This window comes from Mesorhizobium sp. B2-7-3 (assembly GCF_006440715.1).
In the GTDB taxonomy this organism is placed as follows: domain Bacteria; phylum Pseudomonadota; class Alphaproteobacteria; order Rhizobiales; family Rhizobiaceae; genus Mesorhizobium; species Mesorhizobium australicum.
The window spans coordinates 359630-376423 of record NZ_VFTY01000003.1 but is presented as its reverse complement, the minus strand read 5'-3'; the positions used below and the strand labels follow the sequence as shown (position 1 = coordinate 376423).

The 16794-nt window shown below is 62.2% G+C and carries 22 protein-coding genes and 1 pseudogene; 17 read left to right on the top strand and 6 right to left on the bottom strand.

The window, feature by feature from the left end; genetic code table 11:
- Positions 1-20 precede the first annotated feature (20 nt).
- The 5 genes from FJW04_RS09310 to FJW04_RS09290 all read left to right on the top strand — a co-directional run bounded on the left by FJW04_RS09310 (position 21) and on the right by FJW04_RS09290 (position 3683).
- Complete coding sequence (locus FJW04_RS09310; protein WP_140713659.1) at positions 21-926, top strand: DMT family transporter; 906 nt, start codon at positions 21-23, stop codon at positions 924-926.
- Between the two features lie 247 nt (positions 927-1173).
- Positions 1174-2700: an ABC-F family ATP-binding cassette domain-containing protein gene (locus tag FJW04_RS09305; protein WP_140713657.1), complete on the top strand. Its 1527-nt coding sequence runs from the start codon at positions 1174-1176 to the stop codon at positions 2698-2700.
- 78 nt (positions 2701-2778) lie between these two features.
- The gene (locus FJW04_RS09300) at positions 2779-3057 is read left to right on the top strand and encodes a type II toxin-antitoxin system RelE/ParE family toxin (protein ID WP_015316119.1); all 279 of its coding nucleotides are present in this window, start codon (positions 2779-2781) and stop codon (positions 3055-3057) included.
- A gap of 27 nt (positions 3058-3084) precedes the next feature.
- Positions 3085-3393: a HigA family addiction module antitoxin gene (locus FJW04_RS09295; protein WP_015316118.1), complete on the top strand. Its 309-nt coding sequence runs from the start codon at positions 3085-3087 to the stop codon at positions 3391-3393.
- Between the two features lie 137 nt (positions 3394-3530).
- On the top strand, positions 3531-3683 hold the full coding sequence (locus FJW04_RS09290) for a hypothetical protein (protein ID WP_083883193.1): 153 nt from the start codon (positions 3531-3533) through the stop codon (positions 3681-3683).
- Between the two features lie 28 nt (positions 3684-3711).
- Here FJW04_RS09290 and FJW04_RS09285 read toward each other — a convergent pair whose 3' ends face one another.
- Complete coding sequence (locus FJW04_RS09285; RefSeq protein WP_015316116.1) at positions 3712-4326, bottom strand: glutathione S-transferase; 615 nt, start codon at positions 4324-4326, stop codon at positions 3712-3714.
- A gap of 221 nt (positions 4327-4547) precedes the next feature.
- Between FJW04_RS09285 and FJW04_RS09280 the strand changes: the two genes are divergently transcribed.
- Positions 4548-4964 (top strand): glyoxalase/bleomycin resistance/extradiol dioxygenase family protein, encoded by a 417-nt coding sequence (locus FJW04_RS09280; protein ID WP_140713655.1) that lies wholly within the window; start codon positions 4548-4550, stop codon positions 4962-4964.
- Between the two features lie 98 nt (positions 4965-5062).
- Positions 5063-5416 (top strand): DUF1428 domain-containing protein, encoded by a 354-nt coding sequence (locus tag FJW04_RS09275; RefSeq protein ID WP_140617709.1) that lies wholly within the window; start codon positions 5063-5065, stop codon positions 5414-5416.
- 46 nt (positions 5417-5462) lie between these two features.
- On the opposite strand, the gene FJW04_RS09270 is transcribed toward FJW04_RS09275, so the two are convergent.
- Positions 5463-7085, bottom strand: coding sequence for a sulfotransferase (locus tag FJW04_RS09270; protein ID WP_246673767.1), 1623 nt, complete (start codon positions 7083-7085; stop codon positions 5463-5465).
- Positions 7086-7310: 225 nt separating this feature from the next.
- Between FJW04_RS09270 and FJW04_RS29900 the strand changes: the two genes are divergently transcribed.
- The 4 genes and pseudogenes from FJW04_RS29900 to FJW04_RS09250 all read left to right on the top strand — a co-directional run bounded on the left by FJW04_RS29900 (position 7311) and on the right by FJW04_RS09250 (position 9001).
- Complete coding sequence (locus FJW04_RS29900; RefSeq protein ID WP_181172906.1) at positions 7311-7550, top strand: hypothetical protein; 240 nt, start codon at positions 7311-7313, stop codon at positions 7548-7550.
- Between the two features lie 237 nt (positions 7551-7787).
- Positions 7788-8058: pseudogene (locus FJW04_RS09260) on the top strand (hypothetical protein).
- Complete coding sequence (locus FJW04_RS09255) at positions 8055-8303, top strand: hypothetical protein (RefSeq protein WP_015316110.1); 249 nt, start codon at positions 8055-8057, stop codon at positions 8301-8303. Before FJW04_RS09260 ends, FJW04_RS09255 begins: the two are co-directional and overlap by 4 nt.
- Before the next feature lie 80 nt (positions 8304-8383).
- Positions 8384-9001, top strand: a complete 618-nt coding sequence (locus FJW04_RS09250) for an NAD(P)H-dependent oxidoreductase (RefSeq protein WP_140713649.1) — start codon at positions 8384-8386, stop codon at positions 8999-9001.
- A gap of 33 nt (positions 9002-9034) precedes the next feature.
- Here FJW04_RS09250 and FJW04_RS09245 read toward each other — a convergent pair whose 3' ends face one another.
- Positions 9035-9445, bottom strand: a complete 411-nt coding sequence (locus tag FJW04_RS09245; RefSeq protein WP_140713646.1) for a Kazal-type serine protease inhibitor domain-containing protein — start codon at positions 9443-9445, stop codon at positions 9035-9037.
- Between the two features lie 583 nt (positions 9446-10028).
- Here FJW04_RS09245 and FJW04_RS09240 point away from each other — a divergent pair.
- From FJW04_RS09240 to FJW04_RS09230, 3 genes are all read left to right on the top strand, one after another.
- Positions 10029-10241, top strand: a complete 213-nt coding sequence (locus FJW04_RS09240; RefSeq protein ID WP_006202520.1) for a cold-shock protein — start codon at positions 10029-10031, stop codon at positions 10239-10241.
- A gap of 319 nt (positions 10242-10560) precedes the next feature.
- Positions 10561-10773, top strand: coding sequence for a cold-shock protein (locus FJW04_RS09235; RefSeq protein ID WP_008877668.1), 213 nt, complete (start codon positions 10561-10563; stop codon positions 10771-10773).
- A 186-nt stretch (positions 10774-10959) separates the two neighbouring features.
- A complete protein-coding gene (locus FJW04_RS09230; protein ID WP_015316107.1) occupies positions 10960-11394 on the top strand; it encodes a BA14K family protein in 435 nt (144 codons plus the stop codon).
- A gap of 94 nt (positions 11395-11488) precedes the next feature.
- On the opposite strand, the gene FJW04_RS09225 is transcribed toward FJW04_RS09230, so the two are convergent.
- From FJW04_RS09225 to FJW04_RS09215, 3 genes are all read right to left on the bottom strand, one after another.
- Positions 11489-12127, bottom strand: a complete 639-nt coding sequence (locus FJW04_RS09225; protein ID WP_015316106.1) for an MBL fold metallo-hydrolase — start codon at positions 12125-12127, stop codon at positions 11489-11491.
- 136 nt (positions 12128-12263) lie between these two features.
- Positions 12264-12581: a hypothetical protein gene (locus tag FJW04_RS09220; protein ID WP_015316105.1), complete on the bottom strand. Its 318-nt coding sequence runs from the start codon at positions 12579-12581 to the stop codon at positions 12264-12266.
- A 142-nt stretch (positions 12582-12723) separates the two neighbouring features.
- A complete protein-coding gene (locus tag FJW04_RS09215) occupies positions 12724-13617 on the bottom strand; it encodes a branched-chain amino acid aminotransferase (protein WP_140617704.1) in 894 nt (297 codons plus the stop codon).
- A 259-nt stretch (positions 13618-13876) separates the two neighbouring features.
- Between FJW04_RS09215 and FJW04_RS09210 the strand changes: the two genes are divergently transcribed.
- From FJW04_RS09210 to FJW04_RS09200, 3 genes are all read left to right on the top strand, one after another.
- Positions 13877-14410: a MarR family transcriptional regulator gene (locus FJW04_RS09210; protein ID WP_015316103.1), complete on the top strand. Its 534-nt coding sequence runs from the start codon at positions 13877-13879 to the stop codon at positions 14408-14410.
- Positions 14397-15116: a response regulator transcription factor gene (locus FJW04_RS09205; RefSeq protein WP_023770265.1), complete on the top strand. Its 720-nt coding sequence runs from the start codon at positions 14397-14399 to the stop codon at positions 15114-15116. Before FJW04_RS09210 ends, FJW04_RS09205 begins: the two co-directional genes overlap by 14 nt.
- Positions 15117-15262: 146 nt before the next feature.
- On the top strand, positions 15263-16678 hold the full coding sequence (locus FJW04_RS09200) for an ATP-binding protein (RefSeq protein ID WP_140617703.1): 1416 nt from the start codon (positions 15263-15265) through the stop codon (positions 16676-16678).
- Positions 16679-16794 lie beyond the last annotated feature (116 nt).

The window sequence follows — 16794 nt, the reverse complement described above, 5'->3', positions numbered from 1 at the left end:
AAACCATCAGCCAACTCCCCATGAAACCCAGAGACATCGCCGCCTACGTCTTCCTGGCTGTCACCTGGGGACTGTCGTTCCTGGTGCTGCTCAAGGTGGTACATGCCTTTGGCTGGGTCGGCGCGGTCACCTTGCGCGCGCTGATCGCCGGCATCACGCTCTTTCTGCTTGCCGCCGCGACGCGGCGACGGCTGGATTTCAGCGCCGGCTGGCGGCATTTCGCCATGGTCGGCGCGACGACGGTGGCGGCGCAGCTGATCGGCCTGTCCTATGCCACGCCGCGCATCGGCACGGCGATGGCGGCCATCCTGGTTGCCGCCATCCCGCTGTTCTCGATGATCATCGGCCAGCTCTGGGGGCTTGAGCGCATCGCTGTTCGCGGCCTGGCTGGACTGCTGCTCGGCGCTGCCGGCATCATCGTCCTGGTCGGTTTCCCCGCCGTTCCGGTCACCGCATCCTTTGCGATCGGCTGTGCCGCCTCGCTGTTCAGTTCCTTCTCGGCGGCATTCGGCAGCAACTACGCCAATCGCCATTTGCGCTCGGCCGGCTCGCTGGAACTCACCAGCGCCGCCTTCCTGTTCGGCGGCCTGATGACGCTGCCGCTGCTGCTCGCCGTGCCGGTGCCGGCCATGCCGCGCCCTGTCGACTTCCTCTACCTGGCCATACTGGCCTGCGTGATGAGCGCATTGACCTATGTCGTGTATTTCCGGCTGGTGGCCAGCATCGGAGCGACCAGGACCATCAGCGTCGAATTCGCCGTCACCACGATCGCGGTGCTGGCCGGAACGATTGTGCTCGGCGAGTCGCTGACCCTGATCCAGGGCTTCGGGGCGGTGGCGATCATCGGCGGCTGCATACTGGTGCTGGACCCCTTCCCGCGCCGCTTGAAAGCGGCGGCCTTGCCATCAGCCTCGCCTTTGGTGTAGCCAGTCGTCACACTCGAACGTCTCGAAAGGAGGGCTCACGTGTTTACGTTCTATCGTCACCATCGTCAGCGTGGCCCGATTTGCGCCCTGCGAGCCAGCTTGCAGGGCTGACCAGGGACGGTCCGGGTTTTCTCCCGCTTCGATTTTTTGGTCTGCCCTTCGTGGTACGCAACGCCTGGCCTGATGGCCGGCACGCGCACCGTCAAAGTGCATGAGCCGGCATTCCGGCAAGACCAGAGAAATCAAAATGGCCCTGATCAGCCTCAAATCCCTCGGCGTCACCATGAGTGCGCCGCTCTTTTCCAATCTTGACCTCAGCATCGGCAACGGCGACCGGCTCGGCATCGTCGCCGCCAACGGCCGCGGCAAGTCGACCTTGCTCAAATGCCTGACCGGCGAACTGGAACCGACGACAGGCGACATCACCCGCACGCGCGGTCTGCGTGTCGGCCATGTCGAGCAGTCCGTTGCCCCTGCCCTGCTTGGCCGCACTTTTTACGAGGTTGTGGCTGAGGCGTTACCGCCCGAACAGGCCGACAGCGAGATGTGGCGCGTCGATGTGGTTCTCGATTCGCTTGACGTGCCCGAGCCGATGCGCGGGCGAGAAATGCAGGCACTGAGCGGCGGCTGGCAGCGGCTGGCGCTGATCGCCCGCGTCTGGGTCACCGATCCCGACCTGCTTTTGCTCGACGAGCCGACCAACCATCTCGACCTTGCCCGCATCAGCCAGTTGGAAACCTGGCTCAACGCGCTGCCGCGCGAGGTGCCCGTCATCATCGCCAGCCATGACCGCGCCTTCCTAGACGCCACCACCAACCGGACGCTGTTCCTGCGCCCGGAACAGTCGCCGGTGTTCTCCCTCCCCTATTCCCGCGCCAGGGAGGCGCTGGACGAGGTTGACGCGTCGACCGAACGAAAGTTCCAGCGCGACATGAAGGTGGCGCAGCAATTGCGCCGGCAGGCGGCCAAGCTCAACAATATCGGCATCAATTCCGGCAGCGACCTGCTGACGGTCAAGACCAAGCAACTCAACCAGCGCGCGGAAAAATTGGAAGAGGCCGCCAATCCGGCGCATCGCGAGAAATCGGCGGGCGCGATCAAACTCGCCAATCGCGGCACCCACGCCAAGGTGCTGATCACGCTTGACGACGCGGCGGTCGAAACGCCCGACGGCACGCTGCTGTTCAGGACCGGCAAGCGCCACATCTGCCAGGGCGACCGCATCGTGCTGCTCGGCCGCAACGGCGTCGGCAAGTCGCGCTTCGTCACCATGATCCGCAACGCCATCCTCGAGCCGGACACAGTGCGGAATGTGAAGGTGACGCCGTCCACCGTGCTCGGCTACAGCGACCAGGCGCTGTCGGGCATCAGCGGCGACGACACGCCGCTGGCGATGGTCTCGCGCCGTTACGATGTCGGCGAACAGCGCGCCCGCTCGCTGCTTGCCGGCGCTGGCGTGGTCATCGAGATGCAGGAGAAAAAGATCGGTGTTCTGTCGGGCGGCCAGAAGGCACGGCTGATGATGCTGGCGCTCAGGCTCGCCAATCCCAATTTCTATCTGCTCGACGAGCCCACCAACCATCTCGACATAGACGGCCAGGAAGCGCTGGAGGAAGAGTTGCTGAAGCACCAGGCAAGCTGTCTGCTCGCCTCGCACGACCGCTCCTTCATCCGCGCCATCGGCAACCGCTTCTGGCTGATCGAGAAGCGGAAGCTGACCGAAGTCGAGGATCCGGAGAGCTTCTTCCGCGAGGTGGCTGAGGGAACCGGCTGAGCGGCGGGAGATCGGCATGCCTGTAAATTATTTGCTTACAGGTTCTTGATTTGTGTAAGCGATCTGTTTACATATGTCATGATCAAATCGTTCAAGAACAAGGCGCTGTCCGACCTTTTTCAAACCGGAAAAACCGGCAAGATCGATGCCAAGATGCACAAGCGCATCCTTGTTCGGCTTGACCGCCTGGAAGCATCGGAAAAGCCGGAGGAGATGAACCTTCCCGGCTTCGACTTCCATTCGCTGAAAGGCCTCGATCCCATCCGCTACACGGTCCACGTCAATGGTCCGTGGTGCATTACATTTGAATTCGACGGTAACGACGCCGCCCGCGTCGATTTCGAGCAATATCACTGAGGCGGCCAGATTGGAGAAGTTCGACGTATGACCGTGCACGAGCCGACGCGTCCGATCGAGCGTTGCCCCTCCCACCCGGGAGCGCTGCTTGAGGACATTATCCCGGCAACTGGAAAGACCAAGGTGGAGATTGCAAATCTGCTCGGGATATCCCGGCAGCAGCTCTATGACATTATCCGCGAAAGGAAGCCGGTTTCGCCGGCGGTGGCCGCTCGCCTTGGGAAGCTGTTCGGCGACGGCGCCGCGATCTGGCTTCGGATGCAGGCGGCTTTCGATGCCTGGCACGCCGAGCGTGAGGTCGATGTTTCGGCTATTCCCACGCTCAAGGTCGCATAGGCTCTCCTCGGCGGCGCCTGAACGAGATGTAAACGCTGACAAAAAATTCTCCGGGCAATCTGTCGGATCGCCCGTTGCTGCCCCGTCCTTGGGATGCCGACACGATGATGCCGGCGCCAAACCAGGGAGAATTCGTCATGTCCGTCCTGTCATCCATCGGCCGCATCGCAACCCGGTATGCCGCGGCGCGCGCCCGTCACCGCAGCGAACGCATCCTGCTGTCGCTGCCTGCCGCGCTGCGCAAGGATATCGGCTTTCCGGAAATCCTCGACACGCGGAACAACCGTTGACGCTCGCCGCCTCTCAGGCGAGCGCGAATCAATCATGTGTATCGCCCGAAAGCGGCGTCGCACGCATCGACGCACGCCTTTCGAAAGCCTCGAACCAGCGCGTCAGCCGCGCCCGCGAACCAAACGACGGAAGATGACGGAACGCCATCCAGGACAGCGTGGTGGCTAGCGCAATATGTCCAACATGGAGCGGCGCCTCGTCGTCAAGGGCGCCCTCGGCCCAGTCGTAGGTCGCCTCGATCTTCTGCCGATATCCTTCGGCAAGAGCATCATAGCGCAGCTGTTCGGGTCTCCTTTCCGTCTCCCAGCGCAAGGCGATGCCCGTCTGCGCAAGGCCTTGGGCGGCCGATTGCAGCCGCAACGCCTGCCAGCGTGCCTCGCCGACCTGCGGCAGCAACTTCCGGTCATCATGCAGCGTATCGAGATAGGCGCAGATGACGTCGGAATCGAAGATCGCCGGCGCACCCGGACGCAGCAGCACCGGCACTTGGCCTAGCGGGTTTTCGGCGTGGACACTGGCGTTGTGCAAGGTCGGGCTGGTTTCGTGATGAATGACCTGGAGCTGATCGGCGACGCCTGCCTCATGCGCGAAGACCAGCGCCTTGCGCGCGAAAGGTGAGTGGGTCTGATAATAGAGGATCATTGTCGTCTCCGGGCTGAGTAGGCGGCGCGCAATCCAACTCTTTTAGCTTGGGAGCCGAGAGAATTGCGCTCTGATTGGAAGCCGCCGACGCAAGTTCGTTGCACGCCTTCCCAACCCATCGGTTGTCGCCCGGCCAAAAATTTTCGGCGTCCTGTAGGATTGCCGTCATCTCATCCGTCCTATGGTCCGCAAGGCCAAACCAACGTGAAGAGGAACATGCAATGACCGACCAGACCCCACCCCGGCCAAAAGTGCTTGGCGGATTGACCCCCTATATTCAGGTCGACGGTGCCATCAAGGCGGCCGAGTTCTACAAGAAGGCTTTCGGGGCCGAGGAAGTCTTTGCCTACCCGGCGGATGAAAAAGGCCGCACCATGCATATCCATCTCTATATCAACGGCTCGACACTGATGCTGGGCGACGCCTATCCGGAACACGGCCATCCGCACCAGGCGGCACAGGGCTATACGCTGCAGCTCCATCTCGGCAAGGATGACATCGACGCTTCGTGGAAGCGCGCCGTCGACGCCGGCTGCGAGGCCGTCACGCCGCTGCAGGTGATGTTCTGGGGCGACCGCTGGGGCCAGGTGAAGGACCCCTTCGGCGTCGCCTGGGCAATGAACGCACCGACGGAATAGGCTTTAGCGAGCGCGCCCCTCGCCGAGGGGATGCGCCCAATCGCGCCGGGTGTATCCCCGCCGACCCGGCGTTCGAATTCAGCAAAGAGGAGACCACCATGTCCTATGTCGATGGCTTCGTGCTTGCCGTGCCGAAGGCAAATCTCGATGACTATAAAAAGCTCGCCAACCTCGCAGGCCCCATATGGATGGAACATGGCGCGCTCGCCTATGTCGAATGCATCGGCGACGACGTGCCCTATGGCGAAATCACCTCGTTTCCGCGTGCCGTTCAGGCCAAGGATGATGAAATCGTCGTTTTCTCCTGGGCCGTATACAAATCCAGGCAGGATCGCGATGCGGTGATGGCCAAGGTGATGGCCGACCCTCGTCTGCAGCGCGATATGGCCACGATGCCGTTCGACGGCAAGCGCATGATCTTCGGCGGCTTCCAGCCCTTCATGGAACTTTGAGACAGCTCGACCGCCGTTCGCAGGCCGGCCTTACCGCGCTATCGGCCTATCCGAGCTTATCCAGCAGTGGTTTCAGCCTGTCGCCATAGCGCTTCCACAGATCGACCGAGCCCTGGTACATGGGCTGGCGCACCTGCGCGGCCGACGCCGTGCGCACCGGCCTGTCGGTTTCGTGGAACGACAGCACGGCATCGTCCCATGGCAGGCCGAGATAGTCGATCAGCGCCCGGCTCTGCCCATCCTGGTCGGCGACGAAATCCTCGTAGCGCACATCGTGCACGACGCCGGGCAGCACCTTGTGCCAATGCGCCATGATGTCGGTGTAGAGATTGTGGAAATCGGCGAGCTCACCGAGGTCATAGCCATAGCGGTGGCTGTCGCCGCGGAAATGCACCTTGTAGATCGACAGGCATGTCGCCGCCGCATCGCGGGCGCAATGGATGATCCTGGCCTTCGGCAGCATCATGTGGATGAAGCCGACAAGCAGGAAGTTGCCCGGCATCTTGTCGGTGACGTGGCGCATATGCGGATACCGGGCATGCAGCATGTCCAGATAGGCCTGCCCCGCCTCGGCGAAATCCCTATCGTCCGTGTCGGCCACCCCCCAGGGGAAGCCGCCCGGCATGTTCGACGGGAACTGCTTGCCGACCGCCGTCTTCAGGATGCTGAGCTCACCCGCGCCATAGACCTGGGGGTGACTGGCGATGATCTGTTCGACCAGCGTCGTACCCGAACGCGGCATGCCGACGACGAAGATCGGTGCGTCGTCGGCAATCGGGCTCGGTCTGTGCTTTTCGAAGAAGCCGGCATCGAACACCGTCTTCATTGCCTCGAATTCGGCGCGCGTCTTCACCGGGTCGTAGTCGATGCCCTTGCGGCGGATGGCATTGCCCTCGGCGAAATAGTCGAAGGCCCTGCCATAATCCTTGAGATCGTCATTGGCCTTGCCGAGGCCAAACGACAGCTGCATGCGTGCCAGGCTGTCCTGAGGCGCCTTGGCGTGCTGCGCCTCCATGCCAGCCATTTCGGCATCGCGCTCCTTCTGGCGCTTGACCTGCGTCAGCATCAGCCACGCGCGGGCCATGCGCGGCTGGATCGCCACCGCCTGCCGGAACAGGCCGGTCGCCTCGTCGAGCTTGCCCTTTTCCATCAGCCCGACGCCCAGTCCGTGCAGCAGGTCGGCATCCCTAGGCCGGATGGTCAGTGCCTCCTGGAAGACAGCCAGCGCCTCGTCGAGGCGTCCGGCTTCCTGCAGGGTTTCGGCAAGCCCGATACGGGCGCGCACATGGAATGGATTGCGCTGCACCGTGCCGCGATAGATGTCCTCGGCCTCGTCGAACCGGCCGATCTGCTTCAGCGACGAGCCGAGATTGTCGCGCGCCGCGAGCTGCTCCGGCCGCAGGTCCACCGCGCCGCGGAAGAAATCGATCGCCGCCGCGACACGGCCCAGATCGCGCATCACCGTGCCGAGATTGTTGAGGAAGTCGGGATTGGTCGGCTGCAGCTGAACCGACTGTTCGAGGAAATCCATGCCTTCTTCGCTGCGCCCCGTCTGGTGCAGCAGCAACCCCAGGAAATGCGCCGCGGCCGCGTGTTTGGGCTGACGCGTCAGCACCTGGCGGTAGATCGCCTCTGCCTCCTGCCGGCGCCCGGCCTGGTGCAGTTGCAATGCCTGCTGCACATACTGGTCGAGGCCCAGCGGCGGCTGTCCTCCCCCGCCAGACTTGGCCGCGCCAGGCTTGGTCCCCGCACCCGCCGCTCTTCTCTGATCTCTGTTGATGGGACACCTACCGTGTTCGTGCGCCTGCCGCGATCTAGGCCATCGGCGTTACAGGTTCAAGGCTTTGCTTGATTCTGCGCCTCACATCGCGGCGAAAGCGATCAAATCAGGCGATTGGTCTCTGCAACCTGCCTGGCCCGCCTCACAGTTCCATCGGTATCGGAGATCGTTCGCCTTGCCGCCTCGTCGCTTCTGATGGTCAGCCGCGCCGACTGGACGGCCATCGGCTTTCCGGCAGCGCCAATGGGGTACGTGGCGATTGACCTGACGATCGGATTGATCGCCATGCTCTTCCCTTTCGAAGTTCTGATTGAATCCATGGCTTTATCCCTTTTAGAAAAAATAAAAACATAAGCGCCGAGGAAAAACTCGGCACGTCCCCAAGAAATTTTCGAAGATATCCGCAGCCATAGCTGATTTATTCCAAAATTAGTCTCCGTCTATTTTTCAAATAGAAGCAAGGAATTCCATTATTATTCTTGAATAGAGCGCCGATTTCGGTTATATATCACATATGGTTTGGGCCAGAATTGGCATCTCGCGGCGTCAGAGGTTCTCGACCCGCCAATCTCATCCCAAAAGGCCAGGACAATGCCCGACCGCACCACCCGTTCCATCGCCCATTTCACCGCGCCATTCATGCTCGGTGGCCTGGAAGGACAACTGCCGGCCGGCGACTACGACATCGATCACGACGAGGAGTTGATCGAGGGCATGTCGCGGCTTGCCTGGCGCCGCGTCGCCACCTTCATCCATCTGCCGGCAAAGGCGGTGAGGCAACCCGCTCACCAGCCAACTCGTCGCCATCGACCACCTGGACCTCGAAACCGCGCTGGTGCGCGACCGGGAGAATGCAGTATGATCCGTTTTCAACAGAATGCGCGACCGCGCACCGACACCCCCTCGCATCTCTTCGCCATCGGCCAGACCGTGCGGATGAAAAGCCGGACCGGCTTGGTCAACAAGGCCGCGGAACTGTTCGAGATCAAGAGCAGGCTGCCGGTCAAGGACGGTTCCCCGCAATACCGCATCCGCAGCGACCAGGAGACCCACGAACGGGTCACCACGGAAGACAATCTCGAACTGGCCGACAATCCGGCCAGCTGAGCGGAGGCCAGCCGACACACCGCGCAACCGCAAACGCCTCGCGGCGTTGAGCCTGCACACCCAGATGCAGGAGTTTTGCGATGTCCCTCACCGTCTTTGCCCTCAACTGTTCGCTGAAAGCATCCGGCGACAAGGAAAAATCGTCCACCGACAAGATCATCGCCGATCTGCTCGCGGCGCTCAAACCGCATGGCGTGGAAGGCGAGGTCGTGCGCACGCTTGATCATGACATCAAGCCTGGCGTGCTCTCCGACATGGGCAGGGGCGACGACTGGCCTGGCCTGCGCGAAAAGATCCTGGCCGCCGATATCTTCATTCTCGGCTTGCCGATCTGGTTGGGCCAACCATCGAGCGTCGCCAAGCGCGTCATGGAGCGGATGGACGCCTTTCTCGAGGAGACCGACGACAAGGGCCGCATGCCGGCCGCCGGCAAGGTGGCCCTGGTGGCGATCGTCGGCAACGAGGACGGCGCGCATCATTGCCATGCGGAGTGCTTCCAGGCGCTGAACGATGTCGGCTTCACCATTCCCGCCAATGGCGGCGTCTACTGGGTCGGTGAAGCCATGCATGACGTCAATTACGTCGACCTGCCGAAAACCCCCGCCAAGGTTACCGAAGCCATCGAAATGGCGGCCTCAAACGCTGCTCATCTGGCCGGCCTGCTCAAGAGCAAAGCTTATGTTGGCGTGGACAAATAATGGCCTTCCCCTCATGCGGGAGACGGCAGAATCTCAGCACGGCCCCTCGCCGACGATGCGGTAGTCCGAGGCCCGCGCCTCGCAGGCGTTGGGGAAGGTGCGCATCTCTCCATGCCGGCGGGCGCACACCGGAGCATATTCGCGGGTGCAGAACGTCTGCTCGCCACCGCCGCCACCGCCATCACCGCGGTGACAGGCGCCGTCACGCACGATGCGATAACCCGCCCGATCGGCCAGACAGGCATTGGCGAAGGTCTGGCGATCTCCGCCGCGCCGGGCGCAGACCGGCTCGTATTGCTTGGTGCAGAATTGCGGTTCAGGGCGCGGCGGACGCGGTCGCGGCCCAGGTCCGTCATCGACGACGACCGTGCAGGCGGCAAGAATTGCCGACAGGAAAAGGACGGCAAAAACCTGCCGTGAAAAGATCGCCGCAAGAAACCTCATGATCGTCTCTCCCTCGATCCCCGTCCCGGTCCGTACCGCCCAAGACTGCGTGGCGGTTCGTTGATGATGATATCGATTAAAACAAGATTTGGATCAGTCGCCCAATGGCGTGATCGTCGTCATTCCACCGCCAATTGCAACCCTTGTTTGCGCTTCTGTAGGAGAACGACACCCGAACCGGTGGGCCCCAGCCGCGTCCCCGGCAATCGTCGCTCCTGGCCCATCCATGACCGGTGCTGTGGGCCGATGACCCTTCCGCCAACGAAGCCTATTTGCGGCCGGTCGACGCTTTGATCGGTCGATTTTTGCGTCGGGATGCGCCCATGGCGGCGGCCCGCGGCGCTATCTTGCAACCTTCACGTTTCCGTGCGATAAATTCTGTGTTCGGGCATTTGCGACCCGGAGAGCGGAACGTTTTGGACGACCTTTCCCCGATACTGTGAATCTCTGACGGCCCCGTTTTTCGGCGGGGGGTTTGACCATGCGCCAATGCATGACTGCCGAAAGCAACCACCAGGAACTGCCCTCGACGCCAGGTGGCGGGCAGGACCACCAAGACTGAACGGGTGAAGGAGTTTCCCCAATGGCCCAGACCGGCACCGTTAAATTCTTCAATGCGACCAAAGGCTTCGGTTTCATCACGCCCGACGGCGGCGCCAAGGACGTGTTCGTCCACATTTCAGCGATCGAGGCCTCGGGCCTGCGCACGCTCGTCGATGGCCAGAAGGTCACTTTCGACGTCGAGCCGGACCGCATGGGCAAGGGCCCGAAGGCGGTCAACCTGCGCGCAGCCTGAGCGATCGGCGCGCGCGCCATCCCAGGCGGATGGGCGAACGAGGAGCTTGACCAGCACCTGGGCAGGCAGACGGGTTTTTGAAAGGCGCGGCGGTTTTCGGCGCGCCTTTTTCATGTCCGCCGCGCAGCGCAGACTCATCTCATCCGGAAGTTCATCCCGGGTCCGGGCCAATGACGCGCATCAAAACAAGCACTTAAAGCGACGTGCTTTAAGTGCCAGCAAAACTTTCTCTTGCCGATAGCGCTAAAATAAAGGACAAATTTGCATTCGGGCATTTGCCGGCCCGAGACTGGAGTTTATGGGATCAAAGGAGCTTCCCATGCCGCAGACCGGCACCGTCAAATTCTTCAACCATGCCAAGGGCTTCGGCTTCATCACACCGGATGATGGCGCGAAGGATGTCTTCGTCCATATTTCGGCCGTGCAGGCGTCGGGTCTCCCCGGTCTCGAAGATGGGCAGAAAGTGACATTCGACACCGAGCCGGACAAGCGCGGCAAGGGACCCAAGGCCGTCAACCTGTCGGTCGGCTGAGCCGGCTTCGGACCGGCTCCGACAGTCAGGTCCGCGCCGAAAGGTGCGGTTTTGAAGCGGTGAAAGAATGCGTGCGGCCAAATTTTCGTTCAGCCCCCGTTCAGCCACGGTCCCATATTAGTCATTCGTAAAGCCGGACTGCATCCCCTGCAAGAAACTGCACGGTCCGGTACGAAGGAGACCAAGATGAACCGCATTTTCAAGACAGCCGTGCTGTCCGCAGCCGTGGTCGCCACCACGCTGGGGACCTTCTCGGCGGCCAATGCCGATGACTGGCGCCGTTGGCACCATCACGGCCATGGCCATGGCGATGCCGTGGCAGCCGGCGTTCTCGGCCTTGCCGCCGGCGCATTGATCGGTGGCGCATTGGCCAATGACCGGCCACCGCCCGATTCCGACCGTTATTACGATGACGGTTACTACGATCGTGACGTGCGGGTGCGCCCTGCCCCGGTCCGCCGCTACTACGCGGAACCGCAGGTGGTCTATGCCGACCGTTACGCCGAACCGTGGACGCGCGGCTGGTACGAGTACTGCTCGGACCGCTACCGCACCTTCAATTCCCGTACCGGCACCTTCACCGGCAGCGACGGTGAACAGCATTTCTGCACCGCCAACTGAGGCTTCCCTGCCCCAAACAAAAAAGCGCTGACCGCAAGGCCAGCGCTTTTTTGTTGTCGGTTTGTTGGGCTTCCGGCGGCGGCCCTCATCTCATTCAGGTCAAAAACGGGTTGGTTCGCCGTTCCTCGCCAAAACGCCCGCCGGGGCCATGGCCGCAGATGAAGCCGATGTCGTCGCCGAGCGGCAACAGCTTGTTCTTGATCGAGGCGATGAGGGCCGCATGGTCGCCGCCGGGCAGGTCGGTGCGGCCGACCGAACCACGAAACAGAACATCGCCGACATGGGCGAATTTGGCGGCGCGGTTATAATAGACGACATGGCCCGGTGCGTGGCCGGGGCAATGCAGCACCTCGAACACATGGCCGCCGAACGACACCGTCTCGCCTTCGGCGAGGAACCGATCGGGCACGCAGTTTCGCACACCGCCGATGCCGTAGCGCCTGCCCTGGTTTTCCAGATTGTCGAGCAGCATCTTGTCGGCTTCATGCGGGCCGATGATCTCGACGCCGAGTGCTTCCTTCAGTTCCATGGCGCCGCCGGCATGATCGATATGACCGTGCGTGATCCAGATCGCCTCGGCCGCGATCGCGTTGTCCTTCAACGTTGCCAGCACCTTGTCAATGTCGCCGCCCGGATCCACGACGACGCCATGCTTGTCCTCCATGTCGAACAGGATGGTGCAGTTCTGCTGGAACGGTGTGACCGGCACGATGCCGGCATTGAGCTGACCCATGATCGTCCTTTCGCTGTGTCAGCGATCATGTAGAGGCATCGCTCAAAACCGTCCACAGCCGGAAGGCCAAACAGTGCGTCTCCAAAGGAATGGGCGGCCGAAGCCGCCCATTCTGCGAAGCCCGAGATCGGCAGGCTTATTTCTTCATGGCGCCCATGACCGCGCCGAGAATGCCGGTCAGGATCGCGCCACCGCCGGCGCCACCGACGATGTTCTGCAGGTTGAGCGCGCTGCCCAGGCCGCTGGTCGCCGCCGCGGCCGCGTCAGGACTGATCGCACCGCCGCCAAGCAGGCTGCCGAGGATCGCCGCGCCGCCGACACCGCCGATGGCTCCGCCCAGGATTTTGGGAAGCTGACCCATTGCCGCCGTCTTGATCGCCGCGCCGACCGCCTGACCACCAATGATGCCTGTGATGATCTGAATGATGATCGGAAGAAGCGTGTTCATGTCCATATGATTAGTCCCTCCATAGCCAGCCTCCCGGGCCGACACCATCATGAGACGCCGAATTGGAGGAAAGTCAAATGCAGAAACGCTGAAATAAAAGGGGCGGCCCGAAAACCGCCCCTGCTTGCGCGAAAAGCTGTGACTATCGTTATTCTGCGGCGATAGCATGCTTGGGTTGAACGGCGATAGAATAGTCGTTCATGAGATTCTTGGCGATCTCGCCGACTTCGAATCGGTAAGGGCCGATCTCCGAAACCGGGGTTACTTCCGCTGCCGTTCCGGTCAGGAAGCACTGCTCGAACCCTTCCAGTTCTTCCGGCAGGATGGCGCGTTCGATGATCTCCAGGCCGCGATCCCTGGCGAGACCAATGACCGTGCGGCGGGTAATGCCGTCGAGGAAGCAATCGGGCTTGGGCGTGTGGATCTTGCCGTCCTTGACGAAGAAGATGTTGGCGCCCGTCGCTTCGGCGACCTGGCCCCGCCAGTCGAGCATCATGGCGTCGGCATAGCCCTTGGCCTCGGCGGCATGCTTGGACATGGTGCAGATCATGTAGAGGCCGGCGGCCTTCGACCGCGACGGCGCCGTGCGCGGATCGGGCCGGCGCCATTCCGCCACATCGAGACGGATGCCCTTCAGCTTCTGCGCCGGGTCGAAATAGCTCGGCCATTGCCAAATGGCGATGGCGACGTTGATGCGGTTGTTTTGCGCCGAAACACCCATCTGCTCGCTGCCGCGCCAGGCGATCGGCCTGACATAGGCGTCCTGGAAGCCCTGCTTCTTCAGGAGCGTGGTCGACGCGTCGTTGAGCTCGGCCACCGAATAGGGAATCTTGAAGCCGAGCAGGCGCGCCGATTCATGCAGGCGTTCCGTATGCTCGTTGAGCTTGAAGATCTCGCCGCCATAGGCGCGCTCACCCTCGAAGACCGCGCTGGCGTAATGCAGGCCGTGGGTCAGCACATGAATCTTGGCGTCCCCCCACGGGACGAACGCGCCATTCATCCAGATGAAGCCGTCCAGTTGATCGAAGGGAACGGATGCCATGGTAACCTCCCGCGGGTCGCGACCCGCATATCCTAGTGTCGTTGCGTGTTCTTTTGGCAGCGCCATGTGGTTGGAGACGCCGGCCGGTGTCTGGAAGCGTAAGCGGATAATCGCGCCCTGGCAAACTCAGGAAGTTCCGGAAAAACCGGCTTGCCTCGCCTTTTCGTTCGCAATCCGCTCAAAAGCTTGTCAAAAATTACCATTGCAGGGAAATTACGTCAATAGTACTGACATAATCTCCCGTTCCCATGGAGAAATGATGACGGATAAAAGCCCAGCTGCCGGAAAACCGATCAGGACCGCGATCACCAGCGAGGACGGCATCGACTTCGCCATCATCGAACTCTTCTTCTTCGCCTATCGCGACTTCACTTCCGATCCCGATCAGATCCTGGCCGACTACGGCTTCGGCCGCGCCCACCACCGCGTGCTGCATTTCGTCAACCGCCGGCCGGGCCTGACCGTCGCCGAATTGCTCGACGTGCTGAAGATAACCAAGCAGAGCCTGGCGCGTGTGCTGAAGCAATTGATCGACACCGATCACGTCGTGCAGTTGCAGGGCCCGCGCGACCGTCGCCAGCGCGAACTCTATCCGACGGCCAAGGGCCGTGCGCTGGCGCTGGCGCTGGCGCGGCCACAGTCACGCCGCATCCGTGCTGCATTGGAAGATTCCGGCGCCACCGAACGGACCTTGGTGGAACGCTTCCTCGAAGCAATGGTCAATCCGGAACTGAGAGCTCAGATCGACGTTGGGTCCGCAAAAATGTCAGGGAAAAGCCATGGAGAGCACTGAGAGGGTCGACACCGCGGCCGCACCGGATGACGACGCACCACATCTGCTCGTGGTCGACGACGACACCCGCATTCGCAATCTTCTCAAGCAGTATCTGACCGAAAACGGCTTTCGCGTCACCGTCGCCGGCAATGCCGGCGAGGCCCGCCGCAAGCTCGCCGGCCTCGATTTCGACCTGCTCGTGCTCGACGTGATGATGCCGGGAGAAAGTGGCGTCGATCTCACCAAGGCGCTGCGCGCCGAGAAGAACGTGCCGATCCTGATGCTGACGGCCTTGTCGGAGACCGACAGCCGCATCTCGGGGCTCGAAGCCGGCGCCGACGACTACCTGCCAAAACCCTTCGACCCGCGCGAGCTGATCCTGCGCATCAACAACATCCTGCGCCGTGGCGGCCCGGCGGCGACGCCCAAGGTCGAGCAGCTGGTGTTCGGCCCCTACACCTTCCAGATCGCCAGGCGCGAACTGAAGCGCGGCGGCGAGGCGCTGAAGCTGACCGACCGCGAACAGGAGATCCTGGCGATCTTCGCCGCGCGCGCCGGCGAAACCATCCCCCGCCACGAACTCGTCGGCGACGATTCGGAAGTCGGCGAGCGCACCATCGACGTCCAGATCAACCGGCTGCGCCGCAAGATCGAGCGCGATCCGTCCAATCCGGTCTGGCTGCAGACCGTGCGCGGTATTGGGTATCGGCTCAGCGTGGAATAGAATGCCGGCGGCGGCCCAAGTGCATGGTCCCGAAAAGTGGGAACCGGTTTTCGGAAAAGATCATGCTCCAACAAAGAGTTGGATCAGGATGACGATTCAGCCAAACGTCATCCCGACCCAATACCGCCGACGGATGAAAAGAGCCAATGGCGACCACGGAACTGGAACAGCCGGACAATGACGGTTTGAGTGCACGCGCCACACGGTCGCTCAAGGCGGTGCCGCGCATCTGGAACCGGTTCTGGCGCCTGGTTTCGCTTTACATGCCCAAGCGCCTCTATGCGCGCTCGCTGATCATCGTCATCGCGCCGATGATCCTTTTGCAGTCGGTTGTCGCCTTCGATTTCATGGAGCGCCACTGGGCAACCGTGACGCAACGCCTGTCGCAGGCCACCGTGCGCGACATCGCCGCCATCATCGACATGATCGAGACTTATCCGCACGACGCCGACTACGCCAACATCATCCGCATCGCGCAGGATCGCATGCAGCTGAAGGTCGATCTGCTGCCGCCCGATCCGCTGCCGCCGCCCGGTCCAAAACCGTTCTTCTCTATCCTCGACGATGTTCTCTCCGCCGAGATCACTCGGCAGATCAACCGCCCCTTCTGGATCGACACTGTCGGCAATTCCAACATCATCGAAGTGCGCGTCCAGCTCGAGAACAAGGTGCTGCGCGTCTTCGTGCGCCGCAGCCAGGCCTATGCCTCCAACACCCACATTTTCCTGATCTGGATGGTCGGCACCTCGCTGGTGCTCCTGATGATCGCCATCCCCTTCCTGCGCAACCAGATCCGGCCGATCCTGGCGCTTGCCGAGGCCGCCGAAAGCTTCGGCAAGGGCCGGCCGATGCCGCGCGATTTCCGCCCGCGCGGGGCCGAAGAGGTGCGCCGCGCCGGCTTTGCCTTCATCCAGATGCGCGAGCGCATCGAGCGCCAGATCGAGCAGCGCACGGCCATGCTGACCGGTGTCAGTCATGATCTCAGGACCATCCTTACTCGCTTCAAGCTGCAGCTGGCGTTGGCCGGCGGCAAGGCCGAGACCAAGGCGGCGCTCGACCAGGACATCGAGGACATGCAGTCGATGCTGGAAGGCTATCTCGCCTTTGCCAAGGGCGAGGCCTCGGAGGACCCGGGACGTTTCGATCTGGAAGCCTATTTCCAGAAGCTTGGCGAAGAAGCGAACTTGCGCAAATGCAGACTGTCGACGACGCTTTCCGGCGATCCGACCGTGCATGTCAGGCCGAACGCCTTCGCGCGGCTGCTGTCCAACGTCATCGGCAATGCCTTCCGCTATGCCCGCACCGTTGAGGTCACCGCCGACCACGGCCGCGGCTCGCTTCTCGTCACCGTCGACGATAATGGGCCAGGCATTCCGGCCGACAGGCGCGAAGACGTGTTCAAGCCCTTCGTGCGGCTCGACGAAGCCCGTAACCTCGACGCCAGCGGCACCGGGCTCGGTCTGTCGATCGCCCGCGACATCGCCCGCAGCCACGGCGGCGACATCACGCTCGACGACAGCCCGATGGGTGGCCTGCGCGCGGTGATCAAGGTTCCGGCCTGATCTCTATTTGGCATGATCTTGCCTGAAAGCCGCTTTCGACCTTTCGGGATCACGGTCTGCTTCATCCGCCCGTCATGAAACCATGGTCAAGAGCGCGCATGAAGCGCGCGACCGCA